At 48.0% G+C, this 15,857-nt stretch carries 14 protein-coding genes; 1 reads left to right on the forward strand and 13 read right to left on the reverse strand.

The window, feature by feature from the left end:
- Window positions 1-98: 98 nt before the first annotated feature.
- The 12 genes from H8S65_RS00925 to H8S65_RS00980 all read right to left on the reverse strand — a co-directional run bounded on the left by H8S65_RS00925 (window position 99) and on the right by H8S65_RS00980 (window position 13,557).
- Window positions 99-605 carry an HU family DNA-binding protein gene (locus H8S65_RS00925; RefSeq protein WP_186928078.1) on the reverse strand — a complete coding sequence of 169 codons (507 nt, stop codon included), beginning with the start codon at window positions 603-605 and terminating at the stop codon, window positions 99-101.
- A gap of 179 nt (window positions 606-784) precedes the next feature.
- Window positions 785-1,537 carry a hypothetical protein gene (locus H8S65_RS00930; RefSeq protein ID WP_186928079.1) on the reverse strand — a complete coding sequence of 251 codons (753 nt, stop codon included), beginning with the start codon at window positions 1,535-1,537 and terminating at the stop codon, window positions 785-787.
- On the reverse strand, window positions 1,519-3,249 hold the full coding sequence (locus H8S65_RS00935; protein ID WP_186928080.1) for a hypothetical protein: 1,731 nt from the start codon (window positions 3,247-3,249) through the stop codon (window positions 1,519-1,521). The genes H8S65_RS00930 and H8S65_RS00935 overlap by 19 nt, the downstream gene beginning before the upstream one ends.
- Window positions 3,250-3,311: 62 nt before the next feature.
- Entirely contained in the window at window positions 3,312-4,259 is a 948-nt protein-coding gene (locus tag H8S65_RS00940; RefSeq protein ID WP_186928081.1) for a hypothetical protein, read from the reverse strand.
- A 152-nt stretch (window positions 4,260-4,411) separates the two neighbouring features.
- A complete protein-coding gene (locus H8S65_RS00945) occupies window positions 4,412-4,735 on the reverse strand; it encodes a type II toxin-antitoxin system RelE/ParE family toxin (RefSeq protein ID WP_186928082.1) in 324 nt (107 codons plus the stop codon).
- Window positions 4,729-4,971, reverse strand: a complete 243-nt coding sequence (locus tag H8S65_RS00950; RefSeq protein WP_186928083.1) for a hypothetical protein — start codon at window positions 4,969-4,971, stop codon at window positions 4,729-4,731. Before H8S65_RS00950 ends, H8S65_RS00945 begins: the two co-directional genes overlap by 7 nt.
- 132 nt (window positions 4,972-5,103) lie before the next feature.
- A complete protein-coding gene (locus H8S65_RS00955) occupies window positions 5,104-6,417 on the reverse strand; it encodes an OmpA family protein (protein ID WP_186928084.1) in 1,314 nt (437 codons plus the stop codon).
- A gap of 35 nt (window positions 6,418-6,452) precedes the next feature.
- Entirely contained in the window at window positions 6,453-6,698 is a 246-nt protein-coding gene (locus H8S65_RS00960) for a hypothetical protein (protein ID WP_255488999.1), read from the reverse strand.
- 322 nt (window positions 6,699-7,020) lie between these two features.
- Window positions 7,021-9,873: a hybrid sensor histidine kinase/response regulator transcription factor gene (locus tag H8S65_RS00965; protein WP_186928085.1), complete on the reverse strand. Its 2,853-nt coding sequence runs from the start codon at window positions 9,871-9,873 to the stop codon at window positions 7,021-7,023.
- A 490-nt stretch (window positions 9,874-10,363) separates the two neighbouring features.
- Window positions 10,364-11,485, reverse strand: coding sequence for an AraC family transcriptional regulator (locus tag H8S65_RS00970; RefSeq protein ID WP_186928086.1), 1,122 nt, complete (start codon window positions 11,483-11,485; stop codon window positions 10,364-10,366).
- Between the two features lie 441 nt (window positions 11,486-11,926).
- Window positions 11,927-12,949: a threonine aldolase family protein gene (locus tag H8S65_RS00975; RefSeq protein WP_186928087.1), complete on the reverse strand. Its 1,023-nt coding sequence runs from the start codon at window positions 12,947-12,949 to the stop codon at window positions 11,927-11,929.
- A gap of 98 nt (window positions 12,950-13,047) precedes the next feature.
- On the reverse strand, window positions 13,048-13,557 hold the full coding sequence (locus tag H8S65_RS00980; RefSeq protein ID WP_186928088.1) for an RNA polymerase sigma factor: 510 nt from the start codon (window positions 13,555-13,557) through the stop codon (window positions 13,048-13,050).
- 262 nt (window positions 13,558-13,819) lie between these two features.
- Between H8S65_RS00980 and H8S65_RS00985 the strand changes: the two genes are divergently transcribed.
- A complete protein-coding gene (locus H8S65_RS00985; protein ID WP_186928089.1) occupies window positions 13,820-15,202 on the forward strand; it encodes an NfeD family protein in 1,383 nt (460 codons plus the stop codon).
- A 7-nt stretch (window positions 15,203-15,209) separates the two neighbouring features.
- On the opposite strand, the gene H8S65_RS00990 is transcribed toward H8S65_RS00985, so the two are convergent.
- A complete protein-coding gene (locus H8S65_RS00990; protein ID WP_186928090.1) occupies window positions 15,210-15,848 on the reverse strand; it encodes an AlbA family DNA-binding domain-containing protein in 639 nt (212 codons plus the stop codon).
- Window positions 15,849-15,857 lie beyond the last annotated feature (9 nt).

A 15,857-nucleotide genomic window follows, 5' to 3' on the forward strand; every position in this document is an offset into this window, starting at 1 on the left:
TTTTCCGGGTAACGGATTCCCCGGAAGCCGGCGGGAAATTCATTCCCTGGGCTTCCGGAGTTTCCGACGGGTTTACCAGAATCTTCCCCATTTCTTCCTTAGAGTTCGCCCGGACGTTCTTCTTCGCCGCCACCCGAACCACTGCCGCCTCCGGCCGGGATTCCTTTAGCCAGGCGGTAGTCAGAGAGTGAAGCGTAGCTGATGTCGTCTTCCAGCACGCCGCCGTCTTCGAACTTCAGCCCCCTCAAGAGGTTTTCGCGCAGTTCCTTATCCGGGGTGAAAACCATACGCGTGTTCTTTATCATGGTTCCGGAACGGAAGTCGTTGATGTTCTCCACGCCATCGCTCTTGAACGTGAGGCGGAAGGTTCCCAGTCCGGGGATTCTCACCGTATGCCCCTGCTGGAGCTGCTGGGGGATGAATTTGGCGAGCAGTTCAAGGGAGGCTTCCATTTCGATGGGAGCTGTGGTCGTGTTTTCGGTAGCGGCACGCGTCATGGCCTTGCCGGTCAGCGGGCTGCTGCTTTTCGGAGTGGCGTACCACTTTGCCGGTTGTTGCTTGTCACGGGGGTTGGCCCGTCTAACTAATTTGTAACTTACGCTCATAACTTTAATTATTTAATTGATATATAATAAGATAATCATCTCTTTTTTCTTCCTTCCCTCTCCACTGCGGAGACGCCCGGAGTGCCACCCGTGCGAGGCAGGTCGCTTCACTATAGTGAGACAGGCCGTGTCACCCGTGTGAGCCTTGCTGCCTCACTATAGTGAGCCGGGCAGTGTCACTATAGTGAAGCGGGCAGCCTCTCCATAGCGGGTGTTTCAATCCGGCTTGTATCCGTAACCGCGAACCACTCCGCCGCTATCCCGGCATACGCGTAATAGGCAGTTTTCCGGCTTGGCAGGAGGTCGAGGTGGAAAGTCTTCCGGGACTGCCTCAGCCGCAATTCGCCGAGCGGAGCCGTGAAGCTGAAGTTGTAGGCGGTTGCCAACAGCCGTACCCGTTCCCCGGCCGGGAGTGTCGCGAGCGACGGTTCCCTTTCCATCAGCAGGCGGACGAAAACCGCGAGGTAGACGCACTGCCACCTCTCGTCGGCGAGCCTGCGGATGCGCCGGCTGCGCTGTTCGCGGTTGTCAGCCGTGTCGAAATAGAGCTTGAAGGCATGCCTCAAAGGGCTGCGCATCCATGCCGTTTCGACCTGTTCGACAAACGAGGGCTTCATCTGGAACATCCCGACGGAGAAGTCGGCCTTCGCCTTTCCGCCTTGCACGTAGAGGGCGAGCAAAGCGGCCTGCTCCACACCGTCCTGCACGCGGCTGTAGCGCAGCAGTTCAGGGAAAACGACCGCTTCGCATTCGGCGGGATCGGCCTCTAAGCTCTCGAACACTTCGCGCCATGCCGCACGCCGTTCCTTCGCGCGCTGTGCCGCCTGTTCCCATTCGGGGGCGAGCAGCAGGGCGTGGCTGCGGGGGCTACCGGCTTCCGCGGGGGAGGCGGCGAGCAGCATGAGGGCGAGTATCAGAGCTTGTAGAGACATTTCACGAATGCGTGTTTGTTATAATCGTTAATAATGAATATCAGCCACTCGTCGCTCCGTTGCATGGCGAGCGGGTAGAAGACGGTCCCGTCGTGGAGCGTCAGCGAGCCGTCCCGGCTGAACACGGCCTTGCGTCCTCCCTTGCGCAACGGGATATCGCCGTAGACGCTGTCGTCGCGCTTCGACGAGCGGTGGAAATCAAACGGGCCGTCACCGTCCAAGCGGGTACGCTTGTCGCCTTCCACCTTATAGTAGCACTGGTCGGCATTGCTGTAGACAAGGAGCTGGCAGCCGGCGAAAAATTCTTTCTCCAGCGCGGTCGTGTCGTTTGCCGCAAGGTACTTCACCCCGTTGCCGCTGCCGCCGAAACTTCCCGCAAATCCGCTTTCGCCGTAGAGGACATGCTCGTCTTTTTTCAAAGGGATATTCAACGTGCTCTGCTTGCAGGGCAGGACATCGGGCTGGGGGAAGTAGGCGTAGGCGTCACGGAGGATGTCAATGCAGTCGATGACCACATTGAGCGGCGCACGCCTCGTAGCGCATTTGGGTATCATGCCTCCGTCAGCCATGTCGGCATAGACGGCTTCCGCTTCGGGCAGCAGTTTGCGGGTGTTGTCGAGACGCAGCTGCAAGCCTTTGAGGTAAACCTTGGCGGCGCGGGTACGGTAGTTCTTCATCAGCGCGTCCGCCTCGTCATAGAGGGCATGGATCTTGTCGACGTCGCTCTCGGCCCAGATCCGGCTGTAGAGGTCCTGCAAGCGGGCTTCATACTCTCCGGCGATCTGGCTGCAATCCTTCACCACGCCTGCTTCGTTCTTGCGCAGGGCGGCTTGTTTGGTAGCGAAGGCCTTCACCCGCTTTTCAAGCTCGGCAGTCTCGGCCATCACTTTCGCCGAGAGGGCATCGCCCTTGCGCGAAATCTCCATCAGGTTACCAAGGCCGCTTCCCATGAGGTCCTGTTGCATCGCCATCGCCTCCTGTCCTAACTGCATCATGCGCTGCTGGTCGGCTGCCGTCAGGGTCCCCGCCTCTTCTTTCTTTTCGAGGGCATTCATCTCTTTCTCGATCTCCTTCATCCGGCCTTCCTTGCTCTGCGCTTTGGCGGATAAGGCTTCGGCGTCGGCTCCTCCCAACACGTGCCGGCTCATTTTTTCTTCCAACCGCTGCTTCTCGGCTTCGGACGTGCCGGGGTCTTCGAGACGTTTTATCTCCTCCGAAGTCAGCCCTATGATGCCTTCGAGTTCCTTGTACATCTTATCCCGCGCGGCGAGCATTTCCTCGTCGGAGCATGACAGCTCGTCGTCCAGTTCACCCGCCCGCATGGAGAGGGCAGACAGCTTGCGCTGGTAGGCGTTGCGCGCCGCGTCGGTCGGGTTGGCAATCTCGTCTGCCGTCGGCAGGGCGGGCAGTTCGTTCATCAGGGCGCGTACGTCGGCGGCACGGCTGGGTGTCACCTCGCCGTCCCATACGACGCTGCTTTGGCGCAACTTCGGCAGGCGGTCGGTGGCGGTCGGCTTCACGGCGTCCGCCTCATCTGCACCCGTGTCGCTTGCGGTTTCTTCGGCAGGTGTTTCCGTGCCGGTCACTATGCCGATCGTCTTTTCCGCCTTCTGCTTGATCTTCTTCAGGAAGCCTTGCGCCCCGGCATCTGCCGGAAGAGCGGCCAGTGCTGCCACGCAGATGATTGCTGTAAATAAAGTTCTTGTTCTCATATCTGTTCGTTTTAATCCGTTAATGTTCTATCCTGCTTTTCGCGAATGCCCGGCACGTCGGCTCATTGCACCAGCTTGTAGCCTTCGAGCGAAGTCGGTATCAGCGAAGGGTCGGGCGAGAAGGTGAGCAGCGCGACGGAGGGTTGCGGCTGCATCTGCTCGGCAAAGGTTCCCATGCCGGTCCCGCCGTCCATCTTGTAGTAACGGTGTACCACCGCGCCGCTCGCCTTGTCTATCCAGGTGATATAGGTTTGCTTGATTTTCTTCATATCCTTCATCACTCCGTCCATATCGCCTTTATTGCCGAGAAGGCCTCCTAAGGCTTTCATCCCGACGCCGAGGTCGCTCTCGGTTTCCGTCACGCGGGTGATCTTCTCGCAGTCGAAGCCGCCCCAGCGTTCGTCTTCTACGTTGACGGATTCCTGTGTTTCGGTCCGGATGATAGTGTCGTCTTGTTTCGCTTTTTTATTGTCCTCTTTCCGGGCTGTATGGACGATACCGTATGCACCGCCTATCCTGTTACAGAAGAACGTGTAATAATCCAAATCGGAAGTTCCCGTTAGTTGCGCCACTTTGTTCTTGGTCGAAATCTGGTAAAGCTTGTACTCGCCTTCATCGAGCAGGATAAGCATCTCGGCATTGCCGGAATTGTTCCAGAAGTGGTAATAAAGCACCTTTCCCGATTTCTGTATTTCCACGTTCACTTTGCCGCCCATTGTCTGCGCTGTCAACTCCATCCTGAAGTCGCGTGCGAACCAGGGGTTCTCCCTGTCGAGCGCCTTGTTCTGGGCAGGGGTGATTGACGGATCGACAAAGGCACCGCTTTTCGTCCCGCCTTCCTGCTTTTCCGCTTCTTCGCCATCCTCCTTTCCGGAACCGGCGGAGTTCTTATGTTCCGCTACGACTTTCGCCGCCGCGTGAAACTTCCTTTTCATCTTCTCCCCGTCGCAAGCCGTCAGCAAGGCGATACCTGCCAGGCAAATCAACAGTGTGTAATATTTTCTTTTCATATACTCATTCGTTAATTATGTGCACAAAAAAAGCGTGTAAACTCCGATAAATAAACGAACTTTGACACGCCGGAATGATTAAAGGGAGAAAACAAAAATCCCGGCAACTCCTTACGGGGAGATGTCGGGATTTTCAGGAAGGGGAGATATGTTTATTCTTTCCTAAGTTTATCTTGTAGGACTCCGGGATTATTACGGCAATCCCAAACTGCAACTATATGACAAATACCTGATTCATAAAAATAAATAACCTTATAATGATGCTTGACTACAAGATACCTGAAACAAACATCATCATCAGATAATACCAATTCTTTTGTACCTTGTTCCGGAAATGTTTCCAGATTACACACTGCATCAAATATTGCCTTCTTAATATTATTAGCAGTTTGAGGACTACGCTTTATACAACGGTAATACTTACAAATCTCAAATAAATCTTGTTTTGCCTCTTTTTGCCATTTTATCTTTACCATGTCTCAGCTTCTTTCATCAGATCTTCATTGCTTTGTCCCATACCCAAACGAGCATCTTGAACTCCCTGCCATGCTCTTTGGCTCAATTCTTCAATACTATACTGGCAAGGGATATCCTGTTCAACCTTTTTTCGCAAAATATGCAGATATTTCCTTAACTGTATCATTGCGTCTTCATTATCCAATAAGAGATTGAGATTCTCAAAGATATCAGCTCTTAATTGCATTGTTGTCATACAGAGTCTCCTTAATCTTTTAATTATTACTACCCACAAAGATAACATTTTCCACGAAACAGTTTCCTATCTTCCTAAAAATCATTCCAGCATGTCAAAGAGCGTTCTTTCTATACATTATATATATGTAACTTATATCTTCACAAACTCTACCCGTCGGTTCTTGGCGCGGCCTTCGTCCGTGCCGTTGTCGGCGATGGGCGAAGTCTGGCCTTTGCCGGAGGCGGAGAGGCGGTCGGCACTGATACCCAATTCCACCAACTTATCTACGATGGCATTCGAGCGGGCTTCGCTCAATGTCTGGTTAGAGGCTTCGTTGCCGGTACTGTCGGTATGGCCTTCGACCGAGAATTTGAGGTCGGGGTTTTCTTTCATCAAGGTGACGATACGGTTGATTTCGCCCATACTCTCTGGCTTAATGGTGGATTTGCCGACATCGAAGGTAATGCCGTAGGTGATGAATTTGCCGTCGGACATCATGCGGTCGTAGAGGGGGACGGCGCCTTTGGCGATACGGATATTACGTATATAACATTTTGTATGATGGGCGTAGTTGTGCCTGTAAACAGAAAACCATGTATGATGAACAGTGTTGGGTATATTGGTAACCCTTGTACCGTTGATATAGGCTTTAAAAGCCCGTTTATTAAATGAGAAAGCTATATGGTTCCAATCGTTCAGAATGATTAAAGGTTTTGCTTTATAACTACCATCGACATTATCACCACCAGGACGTCTGAATGAATAGTCTGCACTGTTACCAAAATCGTATAAATCCCATGTAGAAGATTTGTATTTCTCTTTTTCATAAAATGTAATTCTGTAACGTGAATAAGTTCGATCATCAACATCGCTATAGCTTGTTTTACTGTCACTTATATACACATCTATTTCAATAGTATATACATCAGGTAGGTAGTTTTGAGGATTTTCCATTAACGGAATAATTGTTGTTCCTCCTTCTGTAAAATAGATTGCTTTTGCTCCTCCGAGTTGAGCTACTTCTGCATTTCCGTCCAACAAATCCCATTTACTAGGAAATTCCCCGAGTTGTTCATGGGAAAGATCATCGTCGAAGATTATTTCGTCACCTGGTACAAAATCACTTTTAGCATAAGTCGCTTCAAGTGACTGTTTGGTTTGTTTAAGTGGTTGCTCTTGTTGTCCTTCTGCTCCATCATCGCCAATGACTTCCACATCCCCTTGCGGATTAGTGCTCGTCTTCGTTTCACTCTTACTATCATTCCCTTTTCCCGTCACCGCATCTTCCGCGCCGTCAAAGGCTTTGTCTACAGCTTTCTCGATTTTCCGTTCTACATTCTTTTCGGTTGCTTTCTTGGCACTTTCGCCTGCTTTTTTGAGGAGTTTCTTTCCCCATTGGGCTTGCACGTCCGTTGTCCCGGCAAGGAACAACAGGGCTGATAAAATGAATATTAGCTTTTTCATGTTCTTAATAATTATAAATTAGTAATTCCGTATTATTATTTACCAAAGCATCTTCTGATACGTCGGTCCAGATTAGTCCAGGATCTCCGGAAAAAGCGGGAAACCTTCTTCCGCCAAGAGATCCCTTTCTTACGGTCCTCTTCCATTTGTTCTGCCACTTTTTCGACACGAACGATACGCTCGTCGCAAGTAGCAGGCTCGTCGCGTGAAATGCGCTTCTCGATAACTTCGATCACCTCTTCATAGGAAAGCAACGGCTTCGTGTTTTTTTCTTCTTCCATACTCGAAATTGATTTGGTGAAACGTCCGATTTCTTTATCAGCAAAAATAGGCGCAAGAAGCATCAGCCGTGAGGAGAAACGGCGCAATCTTACAAGAGAGACAACGCATTCTTCAAACTCCAAACAAGAAAATCGACGCGCAAACAAGAGATAAGGAGCTAATATCCAGATGATAAAAAATGCTAACCGGTTTCCCATACGAACTGAGCGTAAAGACCGAACGGCATTACCGGGTTGTATTCTATCTCGTGTTCAAACTAATCTCTCGTTTGATGCAGCAGAACGTAACTTGGGAGAGTGGATCATAGAATAAAATGACTTTCTATTTTTGGCCGTTCAGGCTTTTACGGTATTGGGAGGGAGTCACGTTGAAGAGCTGTTTGAAAAGGCGGGCAAAATAGTTGGCATCCTCAAAACCACACCTGAAAGCGATATCGCCGATCAAATCTTCGGTGGATATGAGAAGACGTTTGCTTCTCTCTAACCTCATTTGCAGGATATAGGCGGATGTATTATAGCCCGTAATCGTACGCACCTTGCGGTTCAATTGGGATTTGCTCATGCACATCTTATCGGCAATCATATCCGAATTCAGGCCATGATTGGACATCAAAGAATAGATCAGGTCGTTCAGCCGGTTCAGGAATTCCTGATCCGGAGAACTTAACTTCACGGTTTGCGTTGTTCCATCGCCCAAAGCTTTCGAATATTTCTCTCGCAGCAGACGGCGTTGTTCGAGCAATTTCGAGATACGGATATGCAGTTCGTCCGTGCTGAAAGGTTTTTCCAGGTAGGCGTCGGCTCCGGCATTCAAGCCGGATACACGCTCTGCGTCCCCGCATTTCGCCGTGACAACAATAATCGGAATATGGTTCAGGATATCCGAACTTCTAACCCTTCGACACAGCTCGTAACCATCCATTTCAGGCATCATCAAATCCGTAATGATCAGTTCCGGCATGTGTTCCTTTGCTATCTCCAGTCCTTCCGCACCGTTGCGGGCATACAAAATACGATATGTGTCCTTCAATAATCCGCCGATATAATACGACACGTCTGCATTATCCTCCACAATCAAGATAGAGGCCGACATCCTGTCTTCCGATCCGTCGGACGGTAACGCCAAGCTTTTTTCTTCCTCCTCTTCCTCCGGAACCGGCAATTCCCAATCCGTCTCTTCTCCGGCAATCCACTGTTGCCAACTCGCATTGCCGTGTTTCAGGGGCAAGGTGATGATAAACTCCGATCCAATCCCGACCTGGCTTTTCACACGAATACGTCCGTCCATACATTCTACCATCTCCCGAACCATGGAAAGGCCGATCCCAGTTCCGGCTTCCTTTACTCCGTTCTCCCCCTGGTAAAAGGCATTGAAGATATCAGGCAAATCGGAATCGGCAATGCCGCATCCCGTGTCTGCTACCCGGATCATGACCGAATTGCCGTTACGCACCATCCGGACCACAACCTGCCCCTCTTTTGGCGTGAACTTTATCGCATTCGACAGCAAATTGCCTATAATCTTATGAAGATACTCAGGCACAAAATCCATTATCACCTCGGTTTCCGACGAGATAAAACGCAGGCTGATCTGTTTGGCACGCGTGTATGGCTGGTTACTCTCTACGATCATGCGCAAGCAAGCGACCAAATCGCCGGTACGCCATCCCGGATCGCCGATACCTGATTTCACTTTCGAAACTTCCAACAGTTGGTTGACCAATCCGAGCAGGTTCTTTCCCTGCCGGTAGATCGTGGCTAATTTAGTCCTGAATTCATCTTCAATCCACTTTTCCTTTTGCATTTGTTCCGACAGGCCCAATATCAAGGTCAACGGGGTACGAAATTCATGGGTGACATTCGTAAAAAAGTTTCCCCGTATGATTTCCATACGCTTCATCACCCGCTGGTTGTGCAACTTCATCCGCAGGGCATACCATAAAAAGCCCATCGCGATCATAGCAAGCAGAAGAACGCAAAAGCAGGCGACCAGGAAAATATTCTTCGTGCGCTGTTCCGTTTCATAGTTCTTCTGTACCGATTTCAACTCCCGCTCGCTTCTTGTCCGTTCGTAATTGACCCGCTGATTCTGTATATAATTCTGATTATCGGCATTCTTCACGCTGTCTGAATAAGCACAGCTCAGGATATAATTATCGAGTGCCAGGCGGCAATCGCCCAATTTTTCATAATAGAGGTAATTCAGATGGCATATTTCGGCCAAATGTTCCCGCGAACGAGTTTTCCGGGCAGTCTCTTCGGCATGTTTCAGATAACGTCTTGCCGAAACAATGTCTCCCTGCGACAAATTGACTCGTGCCAATGCAATGCATGCCTCTAACCAATGGTACAGGTCGCTATTCTCCACCATCAGGTTATAGGCGCTATGGTATTCGCGCAGAGCGTCTTCCCACTGTCCCCTTTTCTCATACAAACGTCCGATGTTATTATGGCTGAGCGAAACGCCGACTACAGATCCGGCTGCGCTGTTATGCTTCATCGACATGCGGTAGCAGACAAGCGCCGAGTCGATCATACCGTGCGCTTCAAACACGGCTCCCCGGTTGGAATAATTCATAGCCTGCCCCACGTCACTTCCCAAAGCCCGTTCTTCCTCCAATGCCACTTTGAAGATGCTGTCGGCTATCTCGAAATTGTCCAGCATCAGATACACATTCCCGATTCCGCTCAGAGAGATAACCCTGTTTTTCCGGGCAGCATGGCTACTCTTGTCACTGTATTGCTCGCACAACAGCAACGCTCCGTAATGAGAAACGGAAGCCTCGTCCAAAATACCGATTCTGCGATAATTCGTCCCTATATTATTCATTGCTTGCACGACTTCGGGCGTATCTCTTATCTGCACAGCCAGTTCCAATCCCCTACGATGATATTCGATGGCTTCGGTGAAACGCGCCATTTCACGGTAGCGTACTCCCAATTCCCTGCAGACAAGTATCACGCCGGACGTATTGTTCGCAGCCATATATCGGTCCAGCCATACAGTCAATGAATCTGTCGCCGGATTCGTATTAATAAGGCTGTCCACGGCAGCCCGCTCCTCTTCCGTATATCCTTTTTCGACGACCTTACTGCAAGATGATATCAGCAATACGGCGATCAGGCAAAAGAATGAACAGAAACGTCTTCCTTTATATTCGGTAAAGTCAATCATTATACATTATATATATATTATACTCCGGTATATCGTTCTCCCAAAAAGGCAACGAAGCCACGCTCCGTATTTCATGGTCCAAAGAGACTACAAAACCGCGAAACGACCTAAATATAAAAGGGTACGAACATCCGAAAACCGTGCATTCGGACTTATTGGACGAGTAAATATGTGTGTTTTCATAGATATTATAGACTTGCCACCGCTTGGTTCCAAAGGCCGGCCGATGATCAAAAGAAAGCGTGGAACCATTAGCTTATCTTAAGAGAAGGGCTCTGGTAAACCCGTACGGTAAAATAAGCAACAGTCCACGCCCTTTGTCGATATACTGAGAAATGTATATAACAACGACGTGAAACGTCAAGCTTATTCTCCCGTGAAAAATTTACCAGATTTTATCTCTGAGAACGAAGCTAAACACTTTCATGTGTAAAACTAATATGTCCGTCTCCCTTCAGGAGACAATACAAATGTAAGCATTAATTCATATTTACAAAGTCTCCGGTTCTCTTTTTTTGGCATCGAGCCATTGAGCAGGAGACTGTCCGGTAACTTTTTTAAACGCCAGAAAGAAGGTCGAACGGGAACGGAACCCGCAATCTTCATACACGCTATCCACCGTATAACCCGCATTCTCAGGCAAGAGCAGGCGGCGTTTAACCTCTTCCACCCGCATTTCGTTCACCAGTTCGAAGAAATTGCGTTTCAGGTATCCGTTGATCGAACGGGAAAGCTGTTTCTGCGGGATTCCTGTTTCTTTCGAAAGCAAAGCTAAAGACAGGTCTGTGCGCAGGAATGCTCCGGTCGTTTCCAGATAGTCTTTCACCCTCAAACTTATCTCTTTCATCTGTGTGTCATCTGGCACGGACGCAGCATTCTCTTTATCCGGGATTTCGGATATTCCTTGTATATAAGGTACGGCAGGATGGGCAATCGAATTATAGACCAGATAAGCCATCGCTACCACATTCAGTATTTGTATCAGCCAGGCATCCGTACGGGGCCAAAGGACATAACAAATCATGACAATCGCAAATAAAACGGCAAACAGCGCCATCAGCGTCGGAATCCACTCCTTTTGCAGGTACTCGGCGTCCGAAGAGTTCTCCTTTATGTATCGTTTCTTTCTATCGATATAGATAAAAATAGCAATAAAGTAGGCAATCATCTGGATTAAAATAATAACCGTATTAAAGTCTCCGATCCAGTCATCAGCCCCGGTCGTTTCGTACAATATGTTATCCATACGCTCCGATGCAGGAATGGCCAAAGCGATGATCGCCAGTAAAACGGCAGGCATGAAATGCAACAATTGGGCCGGCTTAAAACGAAAAGCCGGGTCAAAGTTCCGTTTGGTAAAAAGCCACAACAAGGGCATCAGCATCGTATTGACCGAATAGGCTATCGGGAAAAAGAAAAGAGAGGTCTCATACCAGCCCAACATTCGGCTCATCGTATAAATATATACCGAAACGTTCGGCAATACTATAATTGCCGCCGCATATCCGTTTTCTCCGCGAAACCGTGTAGCGGCTAACAACAACGCTGCCAGCAACAACAAAATGATGATGCAGGAGAAATTGATGGCCAATATGAATTCGTGGTAGCTCATATCAGTATTATTCTAAATGATTAAACACAAAATTAATATTTCCGAGGAGAAAGCCAAAAGATATCAGTTCCCAAAAACATGTTTGTTAAAATATTACCTGCAAAGACGGCTGGAACTCTATGACAGATTGAAAAACAACTATCATACTATCATGTTTTCTATCTGCAGTTTGAATATCATAATATACAGGCATGATAGTTTCCTTTTTAACCATCATGCAACTATCATAAATCAGCTATTTAACCATCATTTTAGCCGTTTTACCCGAAATAGACGTACTCCGAAAGTGTTAAAAACGGAATGGTAACTATATTGCTGAAAATAAGCTATATGTTGCGTGTAAAAAAGCTATTGTATTCATGATGGTATGACAGTTGTTTTCGCAATCAATAATCTATTACTTTTGGCTTGATCCAAAAGTAACGGATAAAACACGAAACCTTATGCAAATACAACATCCAACGTCTGTATCATATCATCGATATCCGCATCCGTCGTGTCCCAGGAGGTGACCAGGCGAGCTTCGTTGGCCTCTTCATTCCACATATAGAAGAAGTATTTTTCTTGCAACTTCTTTAGCGGTTCCGTGGGAATGGTAAAGAAGAGCTGGTTGGATTCTATTTTCTGGGTGAAGCGTATCTGCGGATATTTTTTCAAGGCTTCAGCCAGGCGGTACGCGCTATTGTTTGCTTTCCGGGCATTTTCCAGCCAAAGGTTGTTTTCCAGATAAGGGATGAACTGGCAGGAAAGATAGCGGAGCTTGGAGGCCAGTTGGGCGGACTGCTTTCTGAAATACTGCAAATTTTCTGTTACCTCCGGACGGAAAGAGACGACAGCTTCCCCCATCATCATCCCATTCTTGGTTCCCCCGAAACTGAGGATATCCACCCCGGCGTCGACAGTTACCTCCCGCATCGAACAATTCAGGTAAGCACAGGCATTCGCCAGGCGCGCCCCGTCCATATGCAAATACATATTATAGGAATGCAACAGATCGGCAATCGCCTTGACCTCTTCGATCGTATAAATCGTCCCCAACTCGGAAACTTGTGAAATATAAACAGCTTTCGGTTGCGAATGATGGCAGACACCGAAATTATGCAGACGAGGTTTGATCAATTCCGGCGTCAGTTTCCCGTCCGGAGTCGGGATCGTCACGACAGCGCAGCCGGTCATACGGGCAGGAGCACCACATTCGTCCACATTGATATGAGCCGTTTCAGCACATAAAATACTATTGAACGGACGTGTCACAGCCTGCAAAGCCACAGAGTTCGCACCCGTTCCGTTAAAAACAAAAAAAGGCGATGCCATTTCGCCAAACACTTCTTTTATTTTCGCAGTAGCTGCCGCTGTCCAGGGATCGTCGCCATATCCTACTGCATGATTATCGTTCGCCTTTAGCACGGCATCCATCACCAAAGGATGAACACCCGAATTGTTATCACTTGCAAAACTTCTCATTTCCGTTTAAAATTTTGCGCCAAAAGTAATAAAAATAAACGGGAGCACCTCTTGGATGCCCCCGTTTATTTTTTTACATATTTATTTTAAACTTCACCTCAACTCCGATGAAAATCTTTCAAGACCTTCTGCAATTCCTGACGAGCGAAGAAGATACGACTCTTAACCGTCCCCAAAGGGACACAAAGCTTTTCAGCAATCTCATTGTACTTGTAACCACTCAAAAACATGGAGAACGGAACTTTCAGCTCATCATTCAGGCCGTTTATCGCTTTCGTAATTTCTTTGATTTGAAAAGCGCCATCCGGAGAATCAAAACCTGAGTCATTCACAACATCTAAATTATATAAGTCGACACCCTGATCAACGACGGTCTGGGTACGAACAATTTTATGGTAATTATTTATGAAGATATTACGCATCACGGTCAAGACCCATCCTTTGAAATTGATATTATCTACAAACTTTTCCTGATTGTCTAAAACCTTCAGCGTTGTGTCCTGCATCAAATCCTGGGCGTCATCACGATTGGCAGTGAGCATTAATGCAAAATTCATCATGTTTTCTTGCATACTCAATAATTTTTTTTGAAATTGCAACGCATTCATATTACTAACTTTTTTATAAGGTTTAATACCGGTTTAGTATTATCCTTCAGCATTGAAGGACATTACAAATGTAGGAATAATATTTTAATTACAATACGGTTTGATGATTATTAATATTAAAAATCGTAACTTAATACATTTATAACAAACCGCATTGAAAATGAGCAGTATTTACAAGTTTTCGAGCAACTAAAATGCAAAATTTACAACATGTATGTTACAAATTCGTACAACATGCAAAAGAGATGGAGAATAATATAAAATGAAGAAAAAATTAGGACTTTTTTTAGCTGTCATATTGGTCCAGATAGCCCCATTTATATCGGCGGCAGATGCCTCGCACCCGTTAGTATATAAAATCGACATAAAAAAAGAGATCAGCAACACCACACGCCTGTATCTTAGCAACGGTTTGGCGGAAGCCAACGCTTTGGGCGCAGATGCCGTCCTGATCCACATGAACACATACGGCGGCCAGGTGGATGCGGCTGACTCGATGCGTACGGCTATCTTGTACAGCCCCATCCCCGTCTATGTCTTTATCGACAACAATGCTGCTTCTGCCGGTGCACTCATTTCCATCGCATGCAAGAAAATTTATATGCGGAAAGGCGCTAACATAGGGGCTGCCACCGTCGTGAACCAAACAGGGGCGTCAATGCCGGACAAATACCAGTCTTATATGCGCTCCATGATGCGTTCGACAGCCGAGGCACACGGGCAGGACACAATCGTACAAAAAAACGACACCTTGTACAAATGGAAACGAGATCCGTTGATTGCCGAAGCGATGGTAGACGAGCGGGTTGTCATTCCGAACCTGACAGATACCGGAAAAGTCCTTACCTTCACAGCACAGGAGGCGCAAAAGTGGGGGTATTGCGACGGTATAGCGGAAAATCCGGATGAAGTAATCACACAATATTTGGGATATAAAGATTACGAAATGAAAAGTTATACACCCAGTTGGCAGGATGATTTAAAAGGATTTTTGATGAACCCTATTTTTCAGTCTATCCTGATCATTATTATCATCGGCGGCATTTACTTTGAAATGCAAACGCCAGGATTGGGCTTTCCTTCTGCGGCCGCACTATTGGCGGCAATCCTCTACTTTGCGCCGCTCTATATAGACGGGCTGGCGGCAAACTGGGAAATCCTGATCTTCATCATCGGCATTCTTTTGCTCGCGGTGGAAATCTTTATCATTCCGGGATTCGGGGTTGCCGGAATAAGCGGCATCGTATTGGTTATCGGCGGCCTGGTCATGGGCTTGCTGAATAATGATAATTTCGATTTCGAAGGAGTCAGCGGAAAAGAGATCGGGGAAGCGACATTGACGGTCCTGATCGGATTAGTGGCCGGCTTCGGCTTGATGATCTGGCTGTCCAATAAGATCGGACACCGGGGAATGTTCCGGAAAGTCGCGCTGAATACGGATTTGAAAGACGCGATATCATCCCCTGACTTATCTTCGCTGATCGGGAAAGAGGGAGTAGCCGCCACCGTATTGCGTCCTTCCGGTAAAGTATCGGTCGACGGAGAATATTATGACGGGGTTTCCGAATCGGGCTTTATAGAGAAGGGGGGCAGGGTCAAGGTGGTCCGCTTCGAGAATGCACAAGTGTATGTAGAAAACCTTTGACACACCGCTACGCAGGGACGCGTTGATATAAGATGTGCTTGTCGATTACGATATATTGCAGGGCGTTCATGGCCAGGAGGTCACTTAGGATGTTCTTCGCGGTATAATAATTGATCCGCCCGATCCGGCAAAACTGACTGATATTGATATAAGGATGATCATCCAGATAAGCAAACAAACGTTCTACGGGTTTGCTTATCTTCAATAAAGTCCCGTCCGGTTTATGTTTTTTCTGCCAGGCAAGCACCAGCACTTCATTTGCCAATATATTTTCATCGGCGACCCTTATATAGGCTTTAAACTTATCATCCTTATCGGGAGCGGTATGCGGTTTATCCGGGCTGGGAGCGATATACACCTCGAGAACCGTCTTGCCGTTCACCTCCCAACGCGTCGCCTCAAAGGGGACTTCGGGGCGGGTGTACATCATGGAGGCTGCTTCAATCATATAATATTCTTCTTCGCTACGGACACCGGAGATATTCCCGTTATCTTTCACACCGATCAAGAGGCGTCCGCCGTCAGTATTGGCAAAAGCACTCAGCGTACGCGCAATCTTCTTGCTGTCGCTCACTTCGAACTTAAAATCGAGTTGTTGGTGTTCCCCTTGCTCTATCAACGCTTCTATCGGATGTATCTTCTTCATTTTGGCAAT

Source organism: Parabacteroides hominis, assembly GCF_014287585.1.
Classification (GTDB): domain Bacteria; phylum Bacteroidota; class Bacteroidia; order Bacteroidales; family Tannerellaceae; genus Parabacteroides; species Parabacteroides hominis.

Coding starts and splice junctions, on each gene's coding strand:
- H8S65_RS00965 (WP_186928085.1), bottom strand. CDS start 9,873: ATGATTGACTTTACCGAATATAAAGGAAGACGTTTCTGTTCATTCTTT.
- H8S65_RS00940 (WP_186928081.1), bottom strand. CDS start 4,259: ATGAAAAGAAAATATTACACACTGTTGATTTGCCTGGCAGGTATCGCC.
- H8S65_RS00925 (WP_186928078.1), bottom strand. CDS start 605: ATGAGCGTAAGTTACAAATTAGTTAGACGGGCCAACCCCCGTGACAAG.
- H8S65_RS00950 (WP_186928083.1), bottom strand. CDS start 4,971: ATGACAACAATGCAATTAAGAGCTGATATCTTTGAGAATCTCAATCTC.
- H8S65_RS00975 (WP_186928087.1), bottom strand. CDS start 12,949: ATGAGAAGTTTTGCAAGTGATAACAATTCGGGTGTTCATCCTTTGGTG.
- H8S65_RS00945 (WP_186928082.1), bottom strand. CDS start 4,735: ATGGTAAAGATAAAATGGCAAAAAGAGGCAAAACAAGATTTATTTGAG.
- H8S65_RS00985 (WP_186928089.1), top strand. CDS start 13,820: ATGAAGAAAAAATTAGGACTTTTTTTAGCTGTCATATTGGTCCAGATA.
- H8S65_RS00970 (WP_186928086.1), bottom strand. CDS start 11,485: ATGAGCTACCACGAATTCATATTGGCCATCAATTTCTCCTGCATCATC.
- H8S65_RS00930 (WP_186928079.1), bottom strand. CDS start 1,537: ATGTCTCTACAAGCTCTGATACTCGCCCTCATGCTGCTCGCCGCCTCC.
- H8S65_RS00960 (WP_255488999.1), bottom strand. CDS start 6,698: ATGGAAGAAGAAAAAAACACGAAGCCGTTGCTTTCCTATGAAGAGGTG.
- H8S65_RS00980 (WP_186928088.1), bottom strand. CDS start 13,557: ATGAATGCGTTGCAATTTCAAAAAAAATTATTGAGTATGCAAGAAAAC.
- H8S65_RS00990 (WP_186928090.1), bottom strand. CDS start 15,848: ATGAAGAAGATACATCCGATAGAAGCGTTGATAGAGCAAGGGGAACAC.
- H8S65_RS00955 (WP_186928084.1), bottom strand. CDS start 6,417: ATGAAAAAGCTAATATTCATTTTATCAGCCCTGTTGTTCCTTGCCGGG.
- H8S65_RS00935 (WP_186928080.1), bottom strand. CDS start 3,249: ATGAGAACAAGAACTTTATTTACAGCAATCATCTGCGTGGCAGCACTG.